Genomic DNA, 19,074 nt, shown 5'->3' on the forward strand with positions numbered 1-19,074 from the left:
TCCCCGCAGGACGAGCGCGCAACCTGGGCTTACGTCACGAAGGGGTGGCTTCGTGCGCGAGGACGAGGAGACACTCCGGAGGGGCACCGCCCCAACCCCCACTCCGGCCCCGCCCGAGGGGGACAAACCCAGCCCCGCCGGCGTTTGAGGCGAACCGGGGCCGGCGGACCCGCGCCGTTTCCCGTCGGGCCCCGCGTCGTTGATCAGCGGGGTGTTTCCCCACACGCTGCCACCAGACCGCAGGGACTCAGCGATGATCCTCGACTCCGACCGACAGCCCGCTGGTCTCCCGCCCGTGACCGCCCCCGCCGCGGGATCCGCCGCCTACGAGACGCTCCCCTTCGACGCCCTGTGGGACCGGCCCGGGATCGGCACGCCGGCGCAGGGAGCGGCCGAGCCCCCGGCCGGGGCCTGGCACCTGGCGTGGGACGCGCTCGACGCCGCCCGGTCCGCCGACGCGCTGGAGCGGCTCGCCGCCCGGGACTACGCCTTCCACACCACGGGCTCCACCGGCGAGCCCGTCCGGCGGACCCTCTCCGGGGCCCGGCTGCGCGCCGACAGCGAGCAACTGGCCCGCCTGCTAAGCCCGTACGAGCCGCAGGCCGTCATCGGCTTCGCTCCCTCCCGGCACGCCTACGGGGCCTCCGCGACCGTGCTGCTGCCCGCCGTGACCCGGCTGCCCGTCTGGTTCTGGCCCGCCTTCGACTGTCCGCCGCCCCCGGTCACCGCCCGTCGGATCGCGGTCGTCGCCATCCCGCGGACCTTCCGGATCCTGGCCCGCCACCCCGGCTGGCTCGCCGCTTTCGAGCACATCACCTTCCTGCACAGCTCGGCCGAACTGCCCCCGGAAGCCGTGCGGTTGTGCGACGGACGGCGCACCGCCATGGTCGAGGTGCTCGGCTCCACCGAGACCGGCGCCGTCGCCCACCGGACCGGCTGGGACCCGGACGGCCCGTGGACCCTGCTCGACGACGTCTCCTTCGCCGGCCCCCGCGGAGGCCGGGAGGTCCCGCTGACCGTGTCCGGACCGCGGCTCTCCGCCCACCACGAGATGGACGACCTGGTCCGGCCGCTCGGCGACCGCCAGTTCCTGCGCCTGGGCCGCCGCGCCCACCCGGTCAAGGTCAACGGCGTCCGGCGCGACCTCGACGGCATCGCCGCCCGGCTCCGCGCCCTGCTCCCCGGAGCCGACGTGACCTGCGTGCGCGCCGCCGACCCGCAGCGCGGGGAGACGTACGACGTGCTCGTCGCCGGGGGCGGCCCGCTGACGGAGGACGGCGTACGGGCCCTCGCGCGCGGCCTGGGAGCAGCGCCCCGCGAGATCCGCGTCGTCGACCGGATCCCGCGCAACCCCCTGGCCCCACCCCCTGAGGGGCCCGCATGAGCGCCGCCGAGGGCCGCGCCCTCGCCGCCACCCCCGACCGTCCGGCGGCCGCCGTACGCGCGACCCGCTGACGCCTCCGACCGAAAGGCACCGGCCCGCCGATGACCGCCGTCCCCCCGGCCCCGCCCGACTTCCCCACCCCGCCGCGCGACCGCCACCCGAGGCTGCGGTGACCCCCTTCGCCGCCGCCGTCACGGTCGGGCGGCTCGTCCTGCCCATGCCCGGCGCGGACCTGCCCGCCTGCGACCACGCCCGCTGCGCCGAGCGGCTCGAAGCCGAGCTGACCGCGCTGCGCGCCACCCTCACCACGGGCCCGCCGGCGGCCTGCCTGCCGCCCGACGGCGAGGCCGACCGGGTCCGCCACCGGTGGTTCACCGGCCACCACGCGGCCTTCACCGTATGGCAGTTGCTGGCCCGCGGCCTGTCCACACTGGCCGCCACCCCGGAGGCGGCGGCCACCCTGCCGATCGCCTGGACCACGGCCCTCTACGACGTCTACTCGGTCCTCTTCCTCTACGCCGCCGGCTGTACGCCCGAGCAGTACGCGACCCTCCTGCACCCGCGGATGGCGGCCGCCCACCCCGCCTTCAGTTGTGGATGGGCCCGCGACCACACCCCCGTACCCGCCGCCCTGGACGCGGCCCGCGACAGCCACCGGGCGGCCGCGCTCGACCGGCTGTCCGACGCCGTCAAGGACAACCAGCGGGTGCACATGGCCGTGGCCCGCCGGCTCGTACCGGACGGCTCCTCCCCGCTCCGGCAGGCCGGCCGAAGCCCCGGCCCCGAGCCCACCGAAGCCGAACAGGCGTTGCACGACGCGCACTTCCGGGTGGAGCGGCAGCCGCTGTGCGGCCCGGTCCACCGGGCGCAGCTGGTCCGGCTGCTCAACCTCTGCCTGGCGGACATCGGTGCCTACGGCCTGGGGCCCCTTCCGGACGGCTGCCCCGAGCGCTTCGGCCGGGAGTCGGTCGCCCGGCTGATCGCGGTGGCCGTCTGCGAGGAACCGCCCGCCCGCAACGCCCCGCCGAAGATCCCGAATCCCACGAAGGGACGTACGACATGAGCAGGAAGCCCGACGAAGTGAAGACCGTGCACCTCACCCCCGAGGTCTACGCCTACCTGGTCGAGCAGGCCGAACCGCCGAGCCCCGTCCAGGAGCGGCTGGTCGCGCGCACCCGCGCGCTCGGCGGGCCGGCCGAGATGCAGATCCCGCACGAGCAGGCGGTGCTCCTCACCCTGCTGGCCAAGCTGACCGGCGCCCGGCGGATCGTGGAGGTGGGCACCTTCACCGGCTATTCGACGATCGCCCTCGCCGAGGGGCTGGTGGCCGGCGGCCGCGTCATCACCTGTGACATCTCCGACGAGTGGACCTCGATCGCGAGGGAGGCCTGGAAGGAGGCCGGGGTCGCCGACCGGATCGACCTGCGGATCGCCCCCGCCCTGGAGACCCTGACGGCGCTGCCGCCCGAGCCGGTGATCGACCTGGTGTTCCTGGACGCGGACAAGACCGGCTACCAGGCCTACTGGGACCAGCTGGTGCCGCGCGTGCGGCCCGGCGGGCTGCTCCTCGCCGACAACGTCCTCTACGGGGGCGAGGCGGTCCGCGCCGACGCCAAGGGCAACGGCCTGGCCATCCGCGAGTTCAACGCGCACGTCCGCGCGGACGACCGGGTCGAGTCGGTGCTGCTGCCGATCGCGGACGGCCTCACCCTCGCCCGCAAGCGGTGAGTCCTGCGGCCGGTCTTCTGCGCCGGGGCAGGCCCGGGGGAGACCGGCCCAGCAGGCCGCGCGGCGCCGCTGCCGGGGGCTCCGCCCCCGAACCCCAGCGCCTCAAACGCCGGCGGGGCTGGATTTGTGCGCGGCGCCCTCCAGTTGCCGGCCCGCGCCGCGGCCGGCCGGCCGGTCGGCCACCGCCAGGCTCGCCTCGATCTCGTCCAGCGCGCGGCGGGCGGTGGCGAGCCGCTCCCTGACGTCCGTCCCGTCCGCGTCGGGGCCCGCGGAGGGCGGCGGCACCCGGCTGGCCTCCGCCTCGATCTCCCGCGCCTCGTCCAGCGAGTTGAGGACGACCCCGATGAGGACGTTGACCAGCACGAAGGAGGCGAGGAGCGCGTAGGAGGCGTAGTAGATGATGCTGAGGCGGGAGATCTGCAGGCCCGCGCGGACGGCGTCGGTCAGGCCGTCGAGCGTGGTGAGCAGGAACAGGGTGAGCATGGCCCGGCCTACGGAACCGTAGTGCTGGGGGTCGGAGTCCGCGAAGCAGACCCAGCCGACCATGGCGTACACGTACAGCACCAGCGCGCCGACGAAGAGGAAGCTGGCGGTGCCCGGCAGGCTGCGGCCGACGGCGATCAGCAGGATCCGCAGGTGCGGGAGGAAGCGCGCGGTCCGCAGGACGCGGGCGAGGCGCAGCATCCGCAGGACGGTGGCGTTCTCGCGGACGAAGGGGACGAAGGCGGAGGCCACGATCGCGAGGTCGAAGAGGTTCCAGGGGTCCCGGAAGAATGCTTTCGGCCTGTCGGCGTAGGCGCCCATGCGCAGCAGCATCTCCAGGGAGAACACCAGCAGGCAGCATTCCTCCGCGGCTTGCAGGACCTGCCGGTACTCCGCGGCCAGGCCGCTGTACGTCTCCACCCCCATCAGCCCCGCGTTGAGCAGGATCACGCAGAAGACGACCAACCCGAAGGCGGGGGCCTCCGTGGCCACCCGGCATCGGGCTGCCAGCTTCATGCGGCCGCGTCCGGCCGGCTCCGGGACTGTCATCGTGCTCCTCGTACTGTCGGCATCGCAGGGCGGCGCGCCCGGCGGGGCGCGGCGGGTCCGTCCTTCTAACGCCACACACCCGATCGGGTTTCACCACCGGGCGCACGTCAACGCGCCGGGGCGGACGGGCCGGTCCCTGGTCCGCCGTCAGGCGCGGGGTTTGGCGCGGACGTGCATCCGCTCGCCCTGTCGGCCGAAGAGGCTGAGGATCTCGACGGGCCGGCCGTCGGCGCTGCCGAACCAGTGGGGGAGCCGGGTGTCCCACTCGGCCGCCTCGCCGGGGCCGAGGACCAGGTCGTGCTCGGCGAGGACGAGCCGCAGCCGGCCGTCCAGGACGTACAGCCACTCGTAGCCCTCGTGCGTACGCAGATCCGGCTCGCTGCCCCGGTCCGGGATGATCATCTTGTACGCCTGGAGGGGGCCCGGGCCGCGGGTCAGGGCCACGGAGGTGCCGCCGTTCGGCAGGGCGCGGGGGGCCAGCCGTACTCGGGGATCGCCCACCTCGGGGGCGCCGACCAGATCGTCCAGGGGCACGCGGTAGGCGGTGGCGAGCGGCAGCAGCAGCTCCAGGCTGGGGCGGCGCTGACCGGACTCCAGCCGGGACAGGGTGCTCTTGGAGATGCCGGTCACCTCGGACAGGGCGGCCAGGGTGAGGCCGCGCTGGGCGCGCAGCCGGCGGAGCCGGGGGGCGACCTCGTCGAGGACCGCCTGGTGGGGCGACGGGGTGTCCTGGGCCGTGTCCTGCGGTGTGTCCATGCGGGCATTCCACCTCGCCGTCCCGGAAACGGCAACAAGAATTGCCAGGGGCGGTCCGCGGGCGCACGCTCCTCGGCATGAGCACACACAGCGCCTCCGGGCACGGACACGGACAGGGCCACGGCCACGGCCACGGGCAGAGCCACGGGCAGGGGCAGGGCCACGGGCAGGGGCAGGGCCACGCGCACCACTCCACCGACATCGACTGGGAGGTCATGGCCGGCCACCTGGAGCGCAACGGCGAACTCCAGCTCCCCGTCCTCAACCGGACCGCCGCCCGCCTGAAGGAGCTGCTCGGCCCCGGGCACGAGGTCCGGCGCGTCCTCGACATCGGCAGTGGCCCGGGCGTGATGACCTGCGTACTCGCCGAGGCCTTCGCGGACGCCGAGACGGTCGCCGTGGACGGCGCGCCGGGGCTGCTCGACCACACCCTGGCCCGCGCCGAGCGGCTCGGCCTCGGGGGCCGGGTGGCCACCCTCCACGCGGAACTCCCCGAGGGCCTCGACGACGCCCTGGGCACGGCGGACCTGGTCTGGAGCAGCAAGGCCGTGCACCACCTCGGCGACCAGCAGGGCGCGCTGGACGCGCTCGCCGGTGTGCTGAGGCCCGGCGGCCTGCTCGCCGTGGCGGAGGGCGGACTGCCGATGCGCTTCCTCCCGCGCGACATCGGCATCGGCCGGCCCGGCCTCCAGGCCCGGCTGGACGCCGTCCAGGAGCACTGGTTCTCGATCATGCGGGACGAACTGCCCGGCAGCGCCGCCGTGGTCGAGGACTGGCCCGCGCTGCTCGGCCGTGCCGGGCTCACCGACGTCGGCGGCTTCACGTTCCTGCTGGACCTGCCGGCGCCGCTGGGCGAGTCGGCCCGCACCTTCCTGCACGCCCATCTGACCCGGCTGCGGGAGGCGATGAGCGAGTCCCTGGACGCGGAGGACCGCAAGACCCTGGACGTGCTGGTCGATCCCGCGGCGCCGGAGGGCATCCTGCGGCGGCCCGACGCCTTCCTCCTCGCCGCCACCACGGTCTTCACCGGCGCCCGCCCGGCCGGCGGCTCGTGAGGGCGGCCGGCACGGGCCGGGCCCGGGCGGCAGCCGGAGGTACGGAGCCGGCGCCTTCCCCGGTCCGGTGGGTGCTGGCCGGCCTGTCGTTGTCGATGCTGCTGTCCTCGCTGGGCACCAGCATCGCCAACGTGGGGCTGCCGACCCTGGCGCACGTGTTCGGCGCCCCCTTCCAGGAGGTGCAGTGGATCGTCCTCGCCTACCTCCTGGCCATCACCACCGTGATCGTCGGTGTCGGACGGCTCGGCGACATCATCGGCCGCCGACGGCTCCTCCTGGCCGGCGTCCTCCTGTTCACGGCGGCCTCGGCACTGTGCGGCTCCGCGCCCACGCTGTGGCTGCTGATCGCCGCCCGGGCCGCGCAGGGCCTCGGCGCGGCCGTCATGATGGCCCTGACCATGGCGTTCGTCGGCGAGGCGGTGCCCAAGGCGCGGACCGGCAGCGCGATGGGGCTGCTCGGCACCATGTCCGCGATCGGCACCGCCCTCGGTCCGTCGCTGGGCGGCGTGCTGATCTCCGGATTCGGCTGGCGGGCCCTGTTCCTCGTCAACGTGCCGCTGGGGCTGCTGACCCTGCTGCTCGCGCACCGCCACCTGCCCGCCGACCGCCGGCCGGAGCCCGCCGCCGGCCGGGCCCGCTTCGACCACCTCGGCACCCTGCTGCTCGCCCTCACGCTCGCGGCCTACGCGCTCGCCATGACGACCGGGCGCGGCCGCTTCGGTTCGCTCAACCTGGTGCTGCTGCTGGTCGCGGCCCTCGGGGTCGGGCTCTTCGTGCGGGCCGAGGCGCGGGCGGTGTCCCCGCTGATCCGGCCGGCCGTGTTCCGAGATCCCGCGCTGAGCGCGAGCCTGGCCATGAGCACGCTGGTCTCGACGGTGATGATGGCGACGCTGGTGGTCGGGCCGTTCTACCTCTCACGCACGCTGGGGCTCCGCGAGGCCCTCGTCGGGCTGGTCCTGTCGGTCGGCCCGCTGGTCGCCGCGCTGACCGGGGTGCCGGCCGGCCGCGTCGTGGACCGGTTCGGCGCCTTCCGTATGACGGTCATCGGGCTCGCCGCCATGGCGGCCGGCTCCCTCCTCCTGTCCGTGACCCCGCAGACGCTCGGCGTCCCCGGCTACCTCGCGCCCCTCGTCGTCGTCACCGCCGGCTACGCGGTCTTCCAGACGGCCAACAACACCGCGGTGATGGCGGACGTCCCCGCGGACCGGCGGGGCGTCACCTCCGGCATGCTCAACCTGTCGCGCAACCTCGGGCTCATCACCGGAGCCTCGGTCATGGGCGCCGTGTTCGCCCTCGCCTCGGCGGCCGCCGACGTGGCCACGGCGTCCCCCGATGCGGTGGCCGGCGGCATGCGGATCACGTTCGCGGTCGCCGGGGTCCTGATCGTGGTCGCGCTCGCCCTGGCGGTGGGCGGCCGTACGCTCGCGCGGCGCGCCCCGGGGACGCGCTGAACGCCCGTGCTCCGGGGCTCAAGTCCCGTGTGTGAACAGTCGGTTGATCCACCGGTGGAGCGGACCGCCGGGGCATATGCTCGGGCCGTGCGTCCGTACGCACACCCGTGCATTCGAATGTCTCGCGAACCGTAAGGGGACCGCGCCGTGAGCGTCCGCATCCAACCCTCCTCCCAGGTCGACGAGACGGCCGAGCTCGGCGAGGGGACCACGATCTGGGATCTGGCGCAGATACGGGAGGAGGCCCGGCTCGGGCGCGGGTGCATCGTGGGCCGCGGGGCGTACGTCGGGCCGGGCGTGCGGATCGGGGACCACGTCAAGCTGCAGAACTACGCCCTCGTGTACGAGCCGGCCGAACTCGGCGACGGGGTCTTCATCGGCCCGGCGGCGGTGCTCACCAACGACTTCTACCCGCGGTCGGTCGAGCCCGACGGCACGCTGAAGCGCGACGGCGACTGGGAGCCCGCAGGGGTCGTCGTCGCCGAGGGGGCCTCGCTGGGGGCCCGTTCGGTGTGCGTGGCCGGGGTGCGGGTCGGACGCTGGGCGCTGGTCGCGGCCGGCGCCGTGGTCTCCCGGGACGTGCCCGATTTCGCGCTCGTCGCGGGCGTGCCCGCCCGGCGGATCGGCTGGGTGGGCCGGGCCGGGGTCCGCCTGGTCGAGCGCGCGGGGGAGCCGGGAGTGTGGGAGTGCCCGCGCACCGGCGCGCTGCACGAGGAGAAGGACGGCGCCCTCGTCGAGCGGAACCGACGGAACTGACGCTATGTCGGCAATTTAGAGCACCGGCATTTCCTCAAAACCACAATCAACGAACATCCATGGGCATACCGTGTCCCTGCACACGGGATCTGGGCAGGCAACAGCCGCTGCTCAGTGGGGGGTTGTACACGACGAGGGGCATTGCCGGCAGTGTCGTGCCGGCGCGGATCCACCGCGCCTGCGGCCACTGCCGATCACGCGTGCCCCCGTCCGCGGCATCGCTGGGGGGTCCAGACGCAGCCGTCGGACGGCTCGTGCATCGGCGGGACGACAACGCGCCGGGCACGCGCACCGTCATGCGCAGTCCCCCTCCGCGGAATGACGACCGCCAGGTCCGTCCGAGGAGCGATCAGAGGGGATAGGTGTGTTGGAGCCGAACAGCTCGGACATACGGAGTGCGCTCAACAGTCGGGAAGTCGGGGTGGGGACCCGATGACCGCCACACGATTAGGAGCACTTGCCGACGCGGACGCGCCGCTGCACGCGCTCGCCGAGCGGCTGCTGGCGCTGGCCGAGGCGGGACTGCCCGCGATGTACCTGCCGGGCGAGCGGACCTTCGTCTTCACACGGGCGGGAACCATCGCGCCCGACGGCACCCGCCGCCTGGAGCAGCGGGGCACCAGCACCCGGTACGCGGCCATCACCGCGCTCGGGGCCCGCTTCCTGCCCGAGGAGCGGCAGCGCGCCCTGTTCGGCGGACGCACCGCCGAGGAGTTCACGGGACTGCTGGTGGAGGGGCTGCCCGGGGTGGACAACCTCGGGGACGCGGCGCTCATCGCCTGGGCCGCCGCCGAGACCGGCCACCCCAAGCTGTCCGACGCCCTCGCCCGGGTGGCCGAGCTGGACGACCACGCGCGGCCGCAGTACACGGTCGAGGCGGCCTGGGTGCTCTCCGCCCTCGCCGCGGCCCGCGGCACCGTGGACGTGGAGGGCCGCATCGTGGCCGCCCGCGCCCGCCTGCTGGCGGCCAGGACCGGCGACAGCCCGCTCTTCCCGCACGCCACCGGTCCGGGCCTGGTGGCCGGATACCGTTCCCATGTCGCCTGCTTCGCCGACCAGACCTATCCGCTCCAGGCGCTGGCCAGGCTGCACGCGAGCGGCGACGACCCGGAGGCCCTGGAGGCCGCCGACGCCTGCGCCGCCCGCATCTGCGCCCTGCAAGGGGACGGCGGACAGTGGTGGTGGCACTACGACGCCCGCCACGGCAGCGTGGTCGAGGGCTACCCCGTCTACAGCGTCCACCAACACGCCATGGCCCCGACGGCCCTGTTCGACCTGGCCGACGCCGGCGGCACCGACTTCGGCGCGCACATCCGCCGGGGCCTGCGCTGGATGACGGAGGTGCCCGAACTCGCCGGACCGGCCGGCACCCCGCGCGAGCCGATGATCCGCGAGGGCTTCGGCGTCACCTGGCGCAAGGTCTACCGCGGCGACCCGATGAAGGCCGTCCGCGCCGCCCGCGGGCTCAGCACCCGCGTGGCGCCGCACGCCCGGCTCACCCCGCTGGACCGGCTGTTCCGGCCCCTCTCGGTGGACCGAGAATGCCGCCCGTACGAGTTCGGCTGGCTCCTGTTCGCCTGGTTGGGGGGCCCGCAGAGATGACCGGACGGCAATTCCTCTTCGGGGTCGGACTCGACGCCCTGACCATGGACCAGACCGTGCGGCGCTGCCTGGACGCGGTGGCGCGCGGCGAACGGATCGAGATCGGCATGGTCAACGCCGCCAAGCTGGTCAACATGCGGCGCGACCCCCGGCTCGCCGAGGCGGTCGCCGGCTGCGACCTCGTCCTGGCCGACGGCCAGGCCGTGGTCTGGGCCGGCCGCGTCCTGGGCGTCCGGCTCCCCGAACGGGTCGCGGGCATCGACCTGTTCATGCGCCTGCTGGCCGCCGCCGAGGAGGCGGACATCTCCGTCTACCTGCTCGGGGCCCGGCAGCAGGTCCTGGACATGATGCTCCGGCAGATCGCCGAGCGCTTCCCGAAGCTGCGCGTGGCCGGCAGCCGCAACGGCTACTTCGACGACTCCGAGCAGGGGCCGATCGCCGACGCCATCGGCGAGAGCCGCGCCCAGCTGCTGTTCCTCGGCATGACCTCGCCCAAGAAGGAGATCTTCACCGCCGGCTACGGCACCCGCACCGGCGCGCACGTGGTCCACGGCGTCGGCGGCTCCTTCGACATCCTCGCCGGCATCACCAAACGAGCCCCCCTGCTCTGGCAGCGGATGGGACTCGAATGGTTCTACCGCACCCTCCAGGAGCCGCGCCGGCTCGGCAAGCGCTACCTCACCACCAATGCTGCCTTCCTCCTCATGACGGTCCGGGAACTCATCCGCCGCACACCGTCTGCCGGTTCCGCGAACAGGAGTCACTGATGCGCGTCGTCGTCGTGGGACAGGGATACGTCGGCCTCCCGCTGGCCATCAGGGCCGCCGAGGTCGGACACCAGGTGATCGGTTACGACGTGGACGCACGGCGGGTCAAGAGCCTCGCCGCCGGCGAGTCGTACGTGGAGGACGTCTCCTCCGAACGGCTGAACCGCGCCCTGGAGCGCGGCACCTACCGCCCCAGCGAACTGGCCCGGGACTGCGGCGGCTTCGACGTCGCCGTCGTCACCGTGCCCACCCCGTTACAGGAAGGCGCCCCCGACCTGCGCTACATCGAGGAGTCGGCGCACACACTGGCCCGCTTCCTGCGCCCCGGCGCCACGGTCGTCCTGGAGTCCACCACCTACCCGGGCACCACCGAGGAGCTGTTCGCGCCCATCCTGGAGGACGGCTCCGGCCTCACCGCCGGCGTGGACTTCCACCTCGGCTACAGCCCGGAGCGGATCGACCCGGGCAACGCCGTCTGGGGCTTCCAGCAGACCCCCAAGGTCATCTCCGGCGTCGACGCCGCCTCCCTGAAGGCCGTCGAGGCCTTCTACGGGGAACTCGTCGACACCACCGTGCCGGTGAGCTCCCCCAAGGAGGCCGAGCTGGCCAAACTGCTGGAGAACACCTTCCGGCACGTGAACATCGCGCTGGTCAACGAGATAGCCATGTTCGCCCGCCACCTCGACATCGACGTGTGGCAGGCCATCGAGGCCGCGTCCAGCAAGCCCTTCGGCTTCATGAAGTTCACACCCGGCCCCGGCGTCGGCGGGCACTGCCTGCCCATCGACCCGTCGTACCTGTCCTGGCGGGTCCAGCGCGAACTCGGCCAGAGCTTCCGCTTTGTCGAACTCGCCAACGACATCAACAGCCACATGCCCGAGTACGTGACGCGCCGCGTCATCGACGCCCTCAACGCCAAACGCCGCTCGGTCAACGGCTCCCGCATCCTGCTGCTCGGGCTCGCCTACAAGAAGAACACCGGCGACGCCCGGGAGTCGCCCGCCGTGCGCATCTCCCAACTCCTCCTGGACATGGGGGCCAAGGTCCGGGCGGCCGACCCCCACGTCGTGGAGAACATCAAGGTCGACGCCCGGCTCGTCCGCGTCGAGCCCACCCGCAAGGAACTGGCCAACGCGGACGTCGTCGTCCTGCTCACCGACCACGACTCCTTCGACTACGCCATGGTCACCGAGCACGCCTCCTTCGTCCTCGACTGCCGCAACCGGCTGTCCGGACCGACGGTGGAGGTGCTCTGAGCCCATGACCAGGATCATCTGCGTCGCCGGAGCGCGACCCAACTACATGAAGATCAAACCGGTGATGGACGCACTGGAGCGCCGCGGCGTCGAAGTGGTCCTCGTCCACACCGGCCAGCACTACGACACCTCCATGAACGACGTGTTCTTCCGCGACCTCGGCATCCGCAGCCCCGACCGGTACCTGGGGGCCGGATCCGGCACCCACGCCCAGCAGACCGGTCGGGTCATGGCCGCCTTCGAGCCGCTGCTCGACGAACTGGCCCCGGACGCCGTGGTCGTGGTCGGCGACATCAACTCCACGCTGGCCTGCGCCCTGGTGACGGCGAAGGCCGGCCCGCTGCTGGCCCACGTCGAGGCCGGACTGCGCAGCCGCGACTGGAGCATGCCCGAGGAGGTCAACCGGGTCGCCACCGACCGGGTCAGCGACTACCTGCTGGCCCCCTCGCCCGACGCCGCGGCGAACCTGCGGGCGGAGGGCTACCGGGAGGACCAGATCCACGTCGTCGGCAACGTCATGATCGACACCCTCCTCGCCAACCTGCACCGGGCGCGGAGGTCGGACGTCCTGGACCGCTACGGGCTCACCCGCGGCGGGTACGGCCTGGTCACCCTGCACCGCCCGGCCAACGTGGACGACCCCGCCGCCCTCGGCGGCCTGCTGAAGGCCCTGGGCGAGATCGCCGGCCGCTGTCCCCTGCTGCTGCCCGTGCACCCGCGGGCCGCCGAGCGGCTGGCGGACGTCGGCGTGCCGGGCGGCATCCGGCTGGTGCCGGCCGCCGGATACCTCGACTTCATCGCCCTCCAGGACTCCGCCCGCCTGGTGCTCACCGACTCCGGCGGCATCCAGGAGGAGACCACCGCCCTCGGCGTCCCCTGCGTGACCCTGCGCGAGAACACCGAGCGCCCCATCACCGTCGAGGAGGGCACCAACGTCCTGGCGGGCACGGACCCGGAGCGCATCGTCGCCACCGTGAACCGGGTCCTCGACGACCCGCCCGCGCCCCGCTGCCCCGCGCTGTGGGACGGCCGCGCGAGCGACCGTATCGCCGAGGTCCTGCTGGCCGGCGGGTCCGCCGCCACCCGGCCCAGACCCACCGACCTCGTCCCGCGCGGGGCCGGCACCGCACCGCAGTAACCGTACATTCGAGGGGGAAGACCATGGATCTCGCCGAAATCTGGCGGGTCATGCGCAGGCGCTGGTACGTGCTGCTGCCCGGACTGCTGATCACCGCGGCACTCGTCGTCGGCGTGCACCTGGTGGTGCCGGTGACCTACCGGTCGCAGAGCACCGTGACCCTGCTCAACTCGCAGAAGGCCACCGCTGCCTACGACGGCAACCCCTTCCTGAGCACGCAGGCCTCCCTCACCGGCATGGCCGACGGGCTCGCCCGCAACCTCAACTCCGACGCTTCGCTGGCCGACCTCAAGGACCTGGGCGTCACCGGAACCCCCGAGGCGAAGATCGCCGACAACGCCCTGGGCCCGTTCATGTGGCTCATCGTCACCGGGAGCGACCCGGACCGCGTCCTGGAATCGGACCGGAAGCTCACCACCTACGCCGAGAAGCGGCTGGCCGAGTTCCAGGCGAACCAGAAGGTCGCTCCGGACGCCATGATCCGCATGGCGACGATCGTGCCGCCGCAGGAGCCGGTGGCCGAGACCAAGACCAGGCTGCAGTACCTCGTCATGGCCGGGGTGCTGGGCCTGGTGCTCAGCATGGTCGCCGCCTTCTACGTGGAGGCGCGCAACAGGTCGCGCAAGCCCGAGCCCAAGCCGGATCCCAAACCTCAGCCCGAGCCCGCCGAGCCGGAGGCCGAGGGCTCCGGGCCGGAGGAGGAGACGACCGCCCCCGTCCCCCCGGCCGGGGAACCGGCCGTGGAGAGCACGCTCGCCATCCGGCGGCCGCCCAGCTGGGCGCGGTCCGCCGGGGACGGGCCGACCGCCGCGGAGCCCAAGGCGCCACAGCCCGTCATGCCCGGGGCGTCCGCCGCCGAGCCGCTCGACGAGGAGTCGACCCGTGGACACCGCCCGCGCACCGGACAGTGAGACCGGTGGGCCGAGCGACGCCCCCGCTCCTCCCGCGCCCGCACTCCCCGCTGCCCCCTCCCTCGGCCGGAAGGTCCGTTCGGCGGCCCGGTGGAGCCTGATCAACACCGTTGTCATGCGCCTGGGCAACTTCGCGACCGGCATCGTGCTGGCACGTTTCGCCCTGGGCCCCGCGGAGTGGGGCGTGTACGGCATCGCCCAGACCGTATTGCTGGTCCTGCTGTCCGCGAACGAGCTGGGCGTGGGCCTGGCCATCGTGCGCTGGGAGGGGGACGCGCGGCGGTTCGCGCCGACCGTGCTGACCCTCAGCGCCCTCTCCAGCGGCCTGCTCTACGTGGCGCTGTTCGCGGCGGCGCCGACGGTGGCGGGCCTGCTCGGCTCGCCGGACGCCGCGGGCGTCCTGCGGGTGATGTGCCTGTGCGTGGTGATCGACGGGGTGGCCCAGGTGCCCGGCGGCTTCCTCACCCGTGAGTTCGCCCAGGGCAAGCGGATGATCATCGACGGGCTCAACTTCGTGCTCAGCACCTCGGTGACGCTGCTGCTGGCCTTCGAGGGCTGGGGCGCGATGAGCTTCGCCTGGGGAGCCGTGGCGGGGAACGTCGTGACGCTGATCGGCTGCTCGCTGGCGGCACCGGGCACCCTGAAATTCGGCTGGGACCCCGAACAGGCCCGGGCGCTGCTCAGGTTCGGGCTTCCGCTGGCGGGGGCGAGCATGCTGGCCCTCGCGGTGGTCAACGTCGACACCATGGTGGTGGGCGCGACGCTGGGCAGCGTGTCCCTGGGCTTCTACGTGCTCGCCTTCAACATCTCCGGCTGGCCCGTGCGGATCATCTCCGAGGCCGCCCGCCGGGTCTCCTTCGCCGGCTTCTCCCGCCTGGCCGACTCACCACAGGCGCTGGCCCAGGGCTTCAGCCGCGCCCTGGGCGTGGTGATCACCGCCACGGTCCCGCTGTGCGTCCTGCTGGCCGGCCTCGCGGGGCCCGCCGTCCAGCTGATCTACGGGAGCCAGTGGGCGCCCGCCGCCGCGGCACTGCCCTGGCTGATGGCCCTCGGCCTGATCCGCATCGGCAGCGAACTGGCCTACGACTGCCTGGTCGCGATCGGACAGCGCCGGTCGCTCTTCCTGGTGCAGGGCCTGTGGCTGGTGGCCCTGATCCCGGTGCTCCTCGCCGGCGCCCGGCTGAACGGCATCGTCGGAGCCTCACAGGCCCATGTCCTGGTGGCCGGCGGCATGGTGGTGCCCGTGTTCCTCGTCGCCCTCAGCCGTGGCGGCATCGGTGTCGGCCGGATCGCCAGGGCCTGCGCGTGGCCCTTCCTCGGCGGCGCCGTGATGGCCGCGATCATCCTCGGCCTCAAGCACCGGCTGGGCGACGGCCCGCTCGCGCTCCTCGCCCTCGGCGCGATCGCCCTGGCCGGCTACACGCTGTGCGTACTGCCCAGCCGCGACTTCCTGCGCGGCGTCGGCCCCGGCGACGGGCCCCACCGCGGCCGGCACCGGTCGTCCGCACCGGTTCGGCCTACCCGACAGGACATGAGGTGAGCCCCATGGCACGGCGCATCAGCCGGAACACGCTCGCGGGACTGCTGCTCGCAGCCCTCTTGGCGGTCCTGGGCGTGGCCTGCTCGGGAGCGGACCGATCCGCCCCGTCGGACTGCCCGGATGACGCGCCGACCTGCCCTGCGAGCGGGTCCCCGGCGTTACCGAGCACCGGTCCGCCGACCGCGGCCGGCCGGCCGACGGACCGCCCCGCCGCCTCCGCGTCCCCGTCGGGGAAGCCCACCGCGACGCCGGGCGCCGGCAGTGCGTCCGGCACCCCCGGGGCCAAGACCGCCTGCGCCTCTCCCGGCGACTGCGGCTTCCCCGACGCCCGCACCACCGGTCCGCGGATCGCCCTGGAGCCCCACAAGACCGGGTACATGGCCGTCCGTACCGACGGGCTCGTCATCCGGGGGTGGGACATCACGGGCTCGCTCGACATCTACGCGAACGACGTCACCGTCATCGATACGAAGATCACCTCGGACAACTGGTGGGGCATCAACCTGCGCCCCGGCTTCAGCGGTCTGCGGGTCCTGCACTCCACCATCACGGCCGTGCCCGGCAAGGGGCCGGACAACGGCGGCGTGGACTACGCGGTGTCGAACATGGGGGGCAGCTCCATCGAGGTCGGCTGGTGCGACGTCTCGGTGTTCGGGGACGCCCTGTCCATGGGGCAGGGCAACCTGCACGACAACTACGTGCACGACCTCGTCCCGTTCATCAACCTGGGCGGCGAGTGGCAGCACACCAACACGGTGATCAGCGGGGGCGGAAACACCGGGGACCTGATCATCCGCCACAACACCCTGCTGAACCCGACCAGCCTCAAGGAGGGTGCCTCGGGGAGCATCGGCCTGTTCGCGGACACCGGGGTGGTCCGCAACGTCACCGTCGACAACAACTGGATCGCCGGCGGCGCGTACGCCCTCTACGGCGGGAGCACCGGTGCCACCGGGATCAAGGTGACCGACAACGTCTTCTCGACGCAGTACCACCCCGCCTCCGGCGGCTACGGCGTGGTCGCCCACTGGAACCACGGCGGCGCCGGAAACGTGTGGCGGAACAACCGGATGTCCGACGGCCGCCCGATCGAGCCGGAGCCGGCCCCGTGAGCGCCGTCGTACGCCGTGTCGCGCGGGCGCCCTGGACGCTGCTGAAGGCGCTGTTCGGCTGGCTGGTGCTCTTCGAGGCCAGGAACAAGGTCCTGCTGGCCCCCACCGCGGTGCGGCTGCGCCGGATCGAGGACGCCGAGACCCGGCGGCTGGCCGCGGTCCTGGAGGCGCCGCCCTCGGCGCTGGTCGCCACGGTCATCGCCACCCACCGACGCCCCGACGCGCTGCGCACCGCGGTGCGCTCGGCCCTGGACCAGACCGTTCGCGACCACGTCGTGATCGTGGTCGACGACGGCGCCGGGCTGCCCGAACTGCCCGACGACCCGCGGCTGTTCGCCGTCTCGCTGGCGCACAACACCGGCGTGGCGGGCGTCGTGCGCAACGTGGGCATCCGTCTCACCCGCTCGCGGTACGTGGCGTTCCTGGACGACGACAACGTGTGGGAACCCGACCATCTGGAACGGACGCTGGCGGTCCTGGAGTCCCCGGGCGGGCCCGACGGCGTCTACACGGCATTGCGCCGCGTCCTGCCCGACGGCAGCGAGAAGGACGTCCTGTCGGTGCCCTACGACCGGCGCAGGGCCGCCCGCGAGTCCTTCCTGGACACCAACGCCTTCGTCGCCCGCCGCAATCGCTCGCTTCACTTCAGCCGACTGCGCCGGACACCGGAGGTGCTGCCCCGCGAGGACTGGGAGCTGATCCGCCGGTACGGCCGCCGGCACCCGGTGCTCCATGTGCCGCACCCCACCGTCCGGTACCTGATGAACCCGTCCAGCTTCTACACGCAATGGCGACAGACCGGTTGAGAGTCGCCCCTATCCATTCCGACCCACAGGTGGTTGATCCGATGCCCCGATCCCGGGCCCTCAGAAACAAGTTCGTCGACGCACCCGGCTCGCTGGGCGAGCGATTGCGCATCGCCCGCTGGGAGCGTTTCCAACGCTGCTTCCCCGGCATCGAGAGCATGAGCGTCGTGGACCTGGGCGGGACGGCCGAGATGTGGCTGCGCGCACCGGTGCGCGCCAAGCACGTCCACCTGATCAATCTGGAGGAGCACCCCGCCGAACTCCCCGACTGGATCACCGCGGAGGTCGCCGACGTCACCGACCCGGCCGTCGCCGCCGAACTGAGCGGCCACGGCGGCTACGACCTGGTGTTCTCCAACTCGACCATCGAGCACGTGGGCGGCCACAGCCAGCGCCGGCGGTTCGTCGCCGCCGTCGAGTCACTGGCGCCGCTGCACTGGATCCAGACGCCGTACCGCTACTTCCCGGTCGAGCCGCACTTCGTGGCACCCGGTTTCCAGTTCCTGCCCCTGGCCGCCAGGACCCGTCTGGTACGGCACTGGCCGCTCGTCCACAGTCGTCCCGACAGCCCGGAGTCGGCGATGAACGCCGTGATCAACATCGAGCTGCTGACCCGCGCCGAAATGCGCTACCTGTTCCCCGGATCGGTGCTCCTCGGCGAGCGGGTGCTCGGTGTCACGAAGTCGCTGACGGCCGTACGAACGGGGCGCGCATGCTGAACAACCTGATCAACCGGCACGACGCGGACCGGCTGCTGCGCAAGGTGCGCAAGCTGGACCTGGACCCGGTGCTGGCCAAGCTGCGGGTGCGCGGCGGCGCGCGGGTGGTCCAGCACTGGTCCCAGGTCGACCCGTCGCTGACCGAGTGGTGGGCGATACCGGGGGTCATCAAGCGCTGGAACCTGCTGATGACCGGCGACGCGGACACCTCCTATCCCCAGTACGTGGCCGCCAGGCACTTCGCGCCGCGCACCGATCTGCGCGGCCTTTCGCTGGGCTGCGGCACCGGCGGCAACGAACTGCTCTGGGCGAAGACCGGTGCGTTCGGTCTCCTGGAGGGCGTGGACGTGGCGCGGCAGCGGATCGACTTCGCCACCCGCGCCGCCGCCGAGCACGGCCTCGCCGACGTCCTGCGCTTCCGGGTCACCGACGTCAACCGGATGACCAGTGACGGGGAACGCTTCGACGTGCTGCTGGGCCTGCAGTCGCTGCACCATTTCGACGACCTCGACGAGACCCTGCCCCGGCTGTCCCAACTGATCGAACCCGGCGGGACGTTCGTGGTCGACGAGTTCGTCGGCCCCACCCGCTTCCAGTGGACCGACGGCCAACTGGAAGCGGCGAACGCCCTGCTGGCCCAGCTCCCCGAGGAGCGGCGGCGCCTGGCCGACGGCCGGATCAAGCGCCGCGTCGTGCGCCCCAGCAGGCTGTCGATGGTGCTGGACGACCCCTCGGAGGCGGTCGACGCGGCGGCGCTGCTGCCGGGCCTGCGACGCCATTTCGAGGTCGTCGAGGAACGGCCGTACGGGGGCACGGTGCTGCACATCGCGTTCTCCGGGATCGCGCACAACTTCCGCGACCAGGAGCCGGAGACGCTGGCGCTGCTGGAGCGGTGCTTTGCCGCTGAGGACGCGGCCTTGCCGGAGGTGGGGCACGATTTCGTCGCCATGGTCTGCCGGCCAAGGAGCTCAGGCTAAAGGCGGCGCAGAAGCGCCGGGGTGTGCCGTCGGCCGTCTGCGGCGCCGTCGTGGCTGGTCGCGCCCACGCGGCGGAGCCGCACG

The 19,074-nt window shown here is 73.1% G+C and carries 18 protein-coding genes; 16 read left to right on the forward strand and 2 right to left on the reverse strand.

From position 1 onward, the window contains the following. Positions 1-253 precede the first annotated feature (253 nt). The 3 genes from ACFWBN_RS20060 (at position 254) to ACFWBN_RS20070 (ending at position 3,112) form a co-directional block, all read left to right on the forward strand. A complete protein-coding gene (locus tag ACFWBN_RS20060) occupies positions 254-1,384 on the forward strand; it encodes a hypothetical protein (RefSeq protein ID WP_385178222.1) in 1,131 nt (376 codons plus the stop codon). A 169-nt stretch (positions 1,385-1,553) separates the two neighbouring features. Then, positions 1,554-2,447, forward strand: coding sequence for a hypothetical protein (locus ACFWBN_RS20065; protein WP_385178223.1), 894 nt, complete (start codon positions 1,554-1,556; stop codon positions 2,445-2,447). Next, entirely contained in the window at positions 2,444-3,112 is a 669-nt protein-coding gene (locus ACFWBN_RS20070) for an O-methyltransferase (RefSeq protein ID WP_385178224.1), read from the forward strand. Before ACFWBN_RS20065 ends, ACFWBN_RS20070 begins: the two co-directional genes overlap by 4 nt. Positions 3,113-3,214: 102 nt before the next feature. On the opposite strand, the gene ACFWBN_RS20075 is transcribed toward ACFWBN_RS20070, so the two are convergent. Continuing rightward, positions 3,215-4,144 (reverse strand): ion transporter, encoded by a 930-nt coding sequence (locus tag ACFWBN_RS20075; protein WP_385178225.1) that lies wholly within the window; start codon positions 4,142-4,144, stop codon positions 3,215-3,217. A gap of 147 nt (positions 4,145-4,291) precedes the next feature. Then, complete coding sequence (locus tag ACFWBN_RS20080) at positions 4,292-4,900, reverse strand: helix-turn-helix domain-containing protein (RefSeq protein WP_385178226.1); 609 nt, start codon at positions 4,898-4,900, stop codon at positions 4,292-4,294. 77 nt (positions 4,901-4,977) lie between these two features. Between ACFWBN_RS20080 and ACFWBN_RS20085 the strand changes: the two genes are divergently transcribed. From ACFWBN_RS20085 to ACFWBN_RS20145, 13 genes are all read left to right on the forward strand, one after another. Beyond that, on the forward strand, positions 4,978-5,955 hold the full coding sequence (locus ACFWBN_RS20085; protein ID WP_385178227.1) for a class I SAM-dependent methyltransferase: 978 nt from the start codon (positions 4,978-4,980) through the stop codon (positions 5,953-5,955). Between the two features lie 71 nt (positions 5,956-6,026). Then, positions 6,027-7,406, forward strand: coding sequence for an MFS transporter (locus tag ACFWBN_RS20090; RefSeq protein WP_385178228.1), 1,380 nt, complete (start codon positions 6,027-6,029; stop codon positions 7,404-7,406). A gap of 147 nt (positions 7,407-7,553) precedes the next feature. Next, positions 7,554-8,162: an acyltransferase gene (locus ACFWBN_RS20095; RefSeq protein WP_385178229.1), complete on the forward strand. Its 609-nt coding sequence runs from the start codon at positions 7,554-7,556 to the stop codon at positions 8,160-8,162. 432 nt (positions 8,163-8,594) lie between these two features. Continuing rightward, positions 8,595-9,764 carry a hypothetical protein gene (locus tag ACFWBN_RS20100; RefSeq protein WP_385178230.1) on the forward strand — a complete coding sequence of 390 codons (1,170 nt, stop codon included), beginning with the start codon at positions 8,595-8,597 and terminating at the stop codon, positions 9,762-9,764. Continuing rightward, the gene (locus ACFWBN_RS20105) at positions 9,761-10,531 is read left to right on the forward strand and encodes a WecB/TagA/CpsF family glycosyltransferase (protein WP_385178231.1); all 771 of its coding nucleotides are present in this window, start codon (positions 9,761-9,763) and stop codon (positions 10,529-10,531) included. Before ACFWBN_RS20100 ends, ACFWBN_RS20105 begins: the two co-directional genes overlap by 4 nt. After that, positions 10,531-11,787: a nucleotide sugar dehydrogenase gene (locus tag ACFWBN_RS20110; RefSeq protein ID WP_385178232.1), complete on the forward strand. Its 1,257-nt coding sequence runs from the start codon at positions 10,531-10,533 to the stop codon at positions 11,785-11,787. Before ACFWBN_RS20105 ends, ACFWBN_RS20110 begins: the two co-directional genes overlap by 1 nt. Positions 11,788-11,791: 4 nt before the next feature. Beyond that, positions 11,792-12,925, forward strand: coding sequence for a non-hydrolyzing UDP-N-acetylglucosamine 2-epimerase (gene wecB, locus ACFWBN_RS20115; RefSeq protein WP_385178233.1), 1,134 nt, complete (start codon positions 11,792-11,794; stop codon positions 12,923-12,925). A gap of 23 nt (positions 12,926-12,948) precedes the next feature. After that, the gene (locus ACFWBN_RS20120) at positions 12,949-13,836 is read left to right on the forward strand and encodes a chain length determinant protein (protein WP_385178234.1); all 888 of its coding nucleotides are present in this window, start codon (positions 12,949-12,951) and stop codon (positions 13,834-13,836) included. Beyond that, positions 13,808-15,376: an oligosaccharide flippase family protein gene (locus tag ACFWBN_RS20125; protein ID WP_385178235.1), complete on the forward strand. Its 1,569-nt coding sequence runs from the start codon at positions 13,808-13,810 to the stop codon at positions 15,374-15,376. The genes ACFWBN_RS20120 and ACFWBN_RS20125 overlap by 29 nt, the downstream gene beginning before the upstream one ends. Positions 15,377-15,381: 5 nt before the next feature. Then, on the forward strand, positions 15,382-16,488 hold the full coding sequence (locus ACFWBN_RS20130; RefSeq protein WP_385178236.1) for a hypothetical protein: 1,107 nt from the start codon (positions 15,382-15,384) through the stop codon (positions 16,486-16,488). After that, positions 16,485-17,294: a glycosyltransferase family 2 protein gene (locus ACFWBN_RS20135; protein ID WP_385178237.1), complete on the forward strand. Its 810-nt coding sequence runs from the start codon at positions 16,485-16,487 to the stop codon at positions 17,292-17,294. Before ACFWBN_RS20130 ends, ACFWBN_RS20135 begins: the two co-directional genes overlap by 4 nt. 41 nt (positions 17,295-17,335) lie before the next feature. Next, positions 17,336-18,013, forward strand: coding sequence for a class I SAM-dependent methyltransferase (locus ACFWBN_RS20140; protein WP_385178238.1), 678 nt, complete (start codon positions 17,336-17,338; stop codon positions 18,011-18,013). Next, complete coding sequence (locus ACFWBN_RS20145; protein WP_385178239.1) at positions 18,007-18,990, forward strand: class I SAM-dependent methyltransferase; 984 nt, start codon at positions 18,007-18,009, stop codon at positions 18,988-18,990. Before ACFWBN_RS20140 ends, ACFWBN_RS20145 begins: the two co-directional genes overlap by 7 nt. The last annotated feature ends 84 nt before the right edge of the window (positions 18,991-19,074 follow it).

This window comes from Streptomyces sp. NPDC059989 (assembly GCF_042736975.1).
GTDB lineage: Bacteria > Actinomycetota > Actinomycetes > Streptomycetales > Streptomycetaceae > Streptomyces.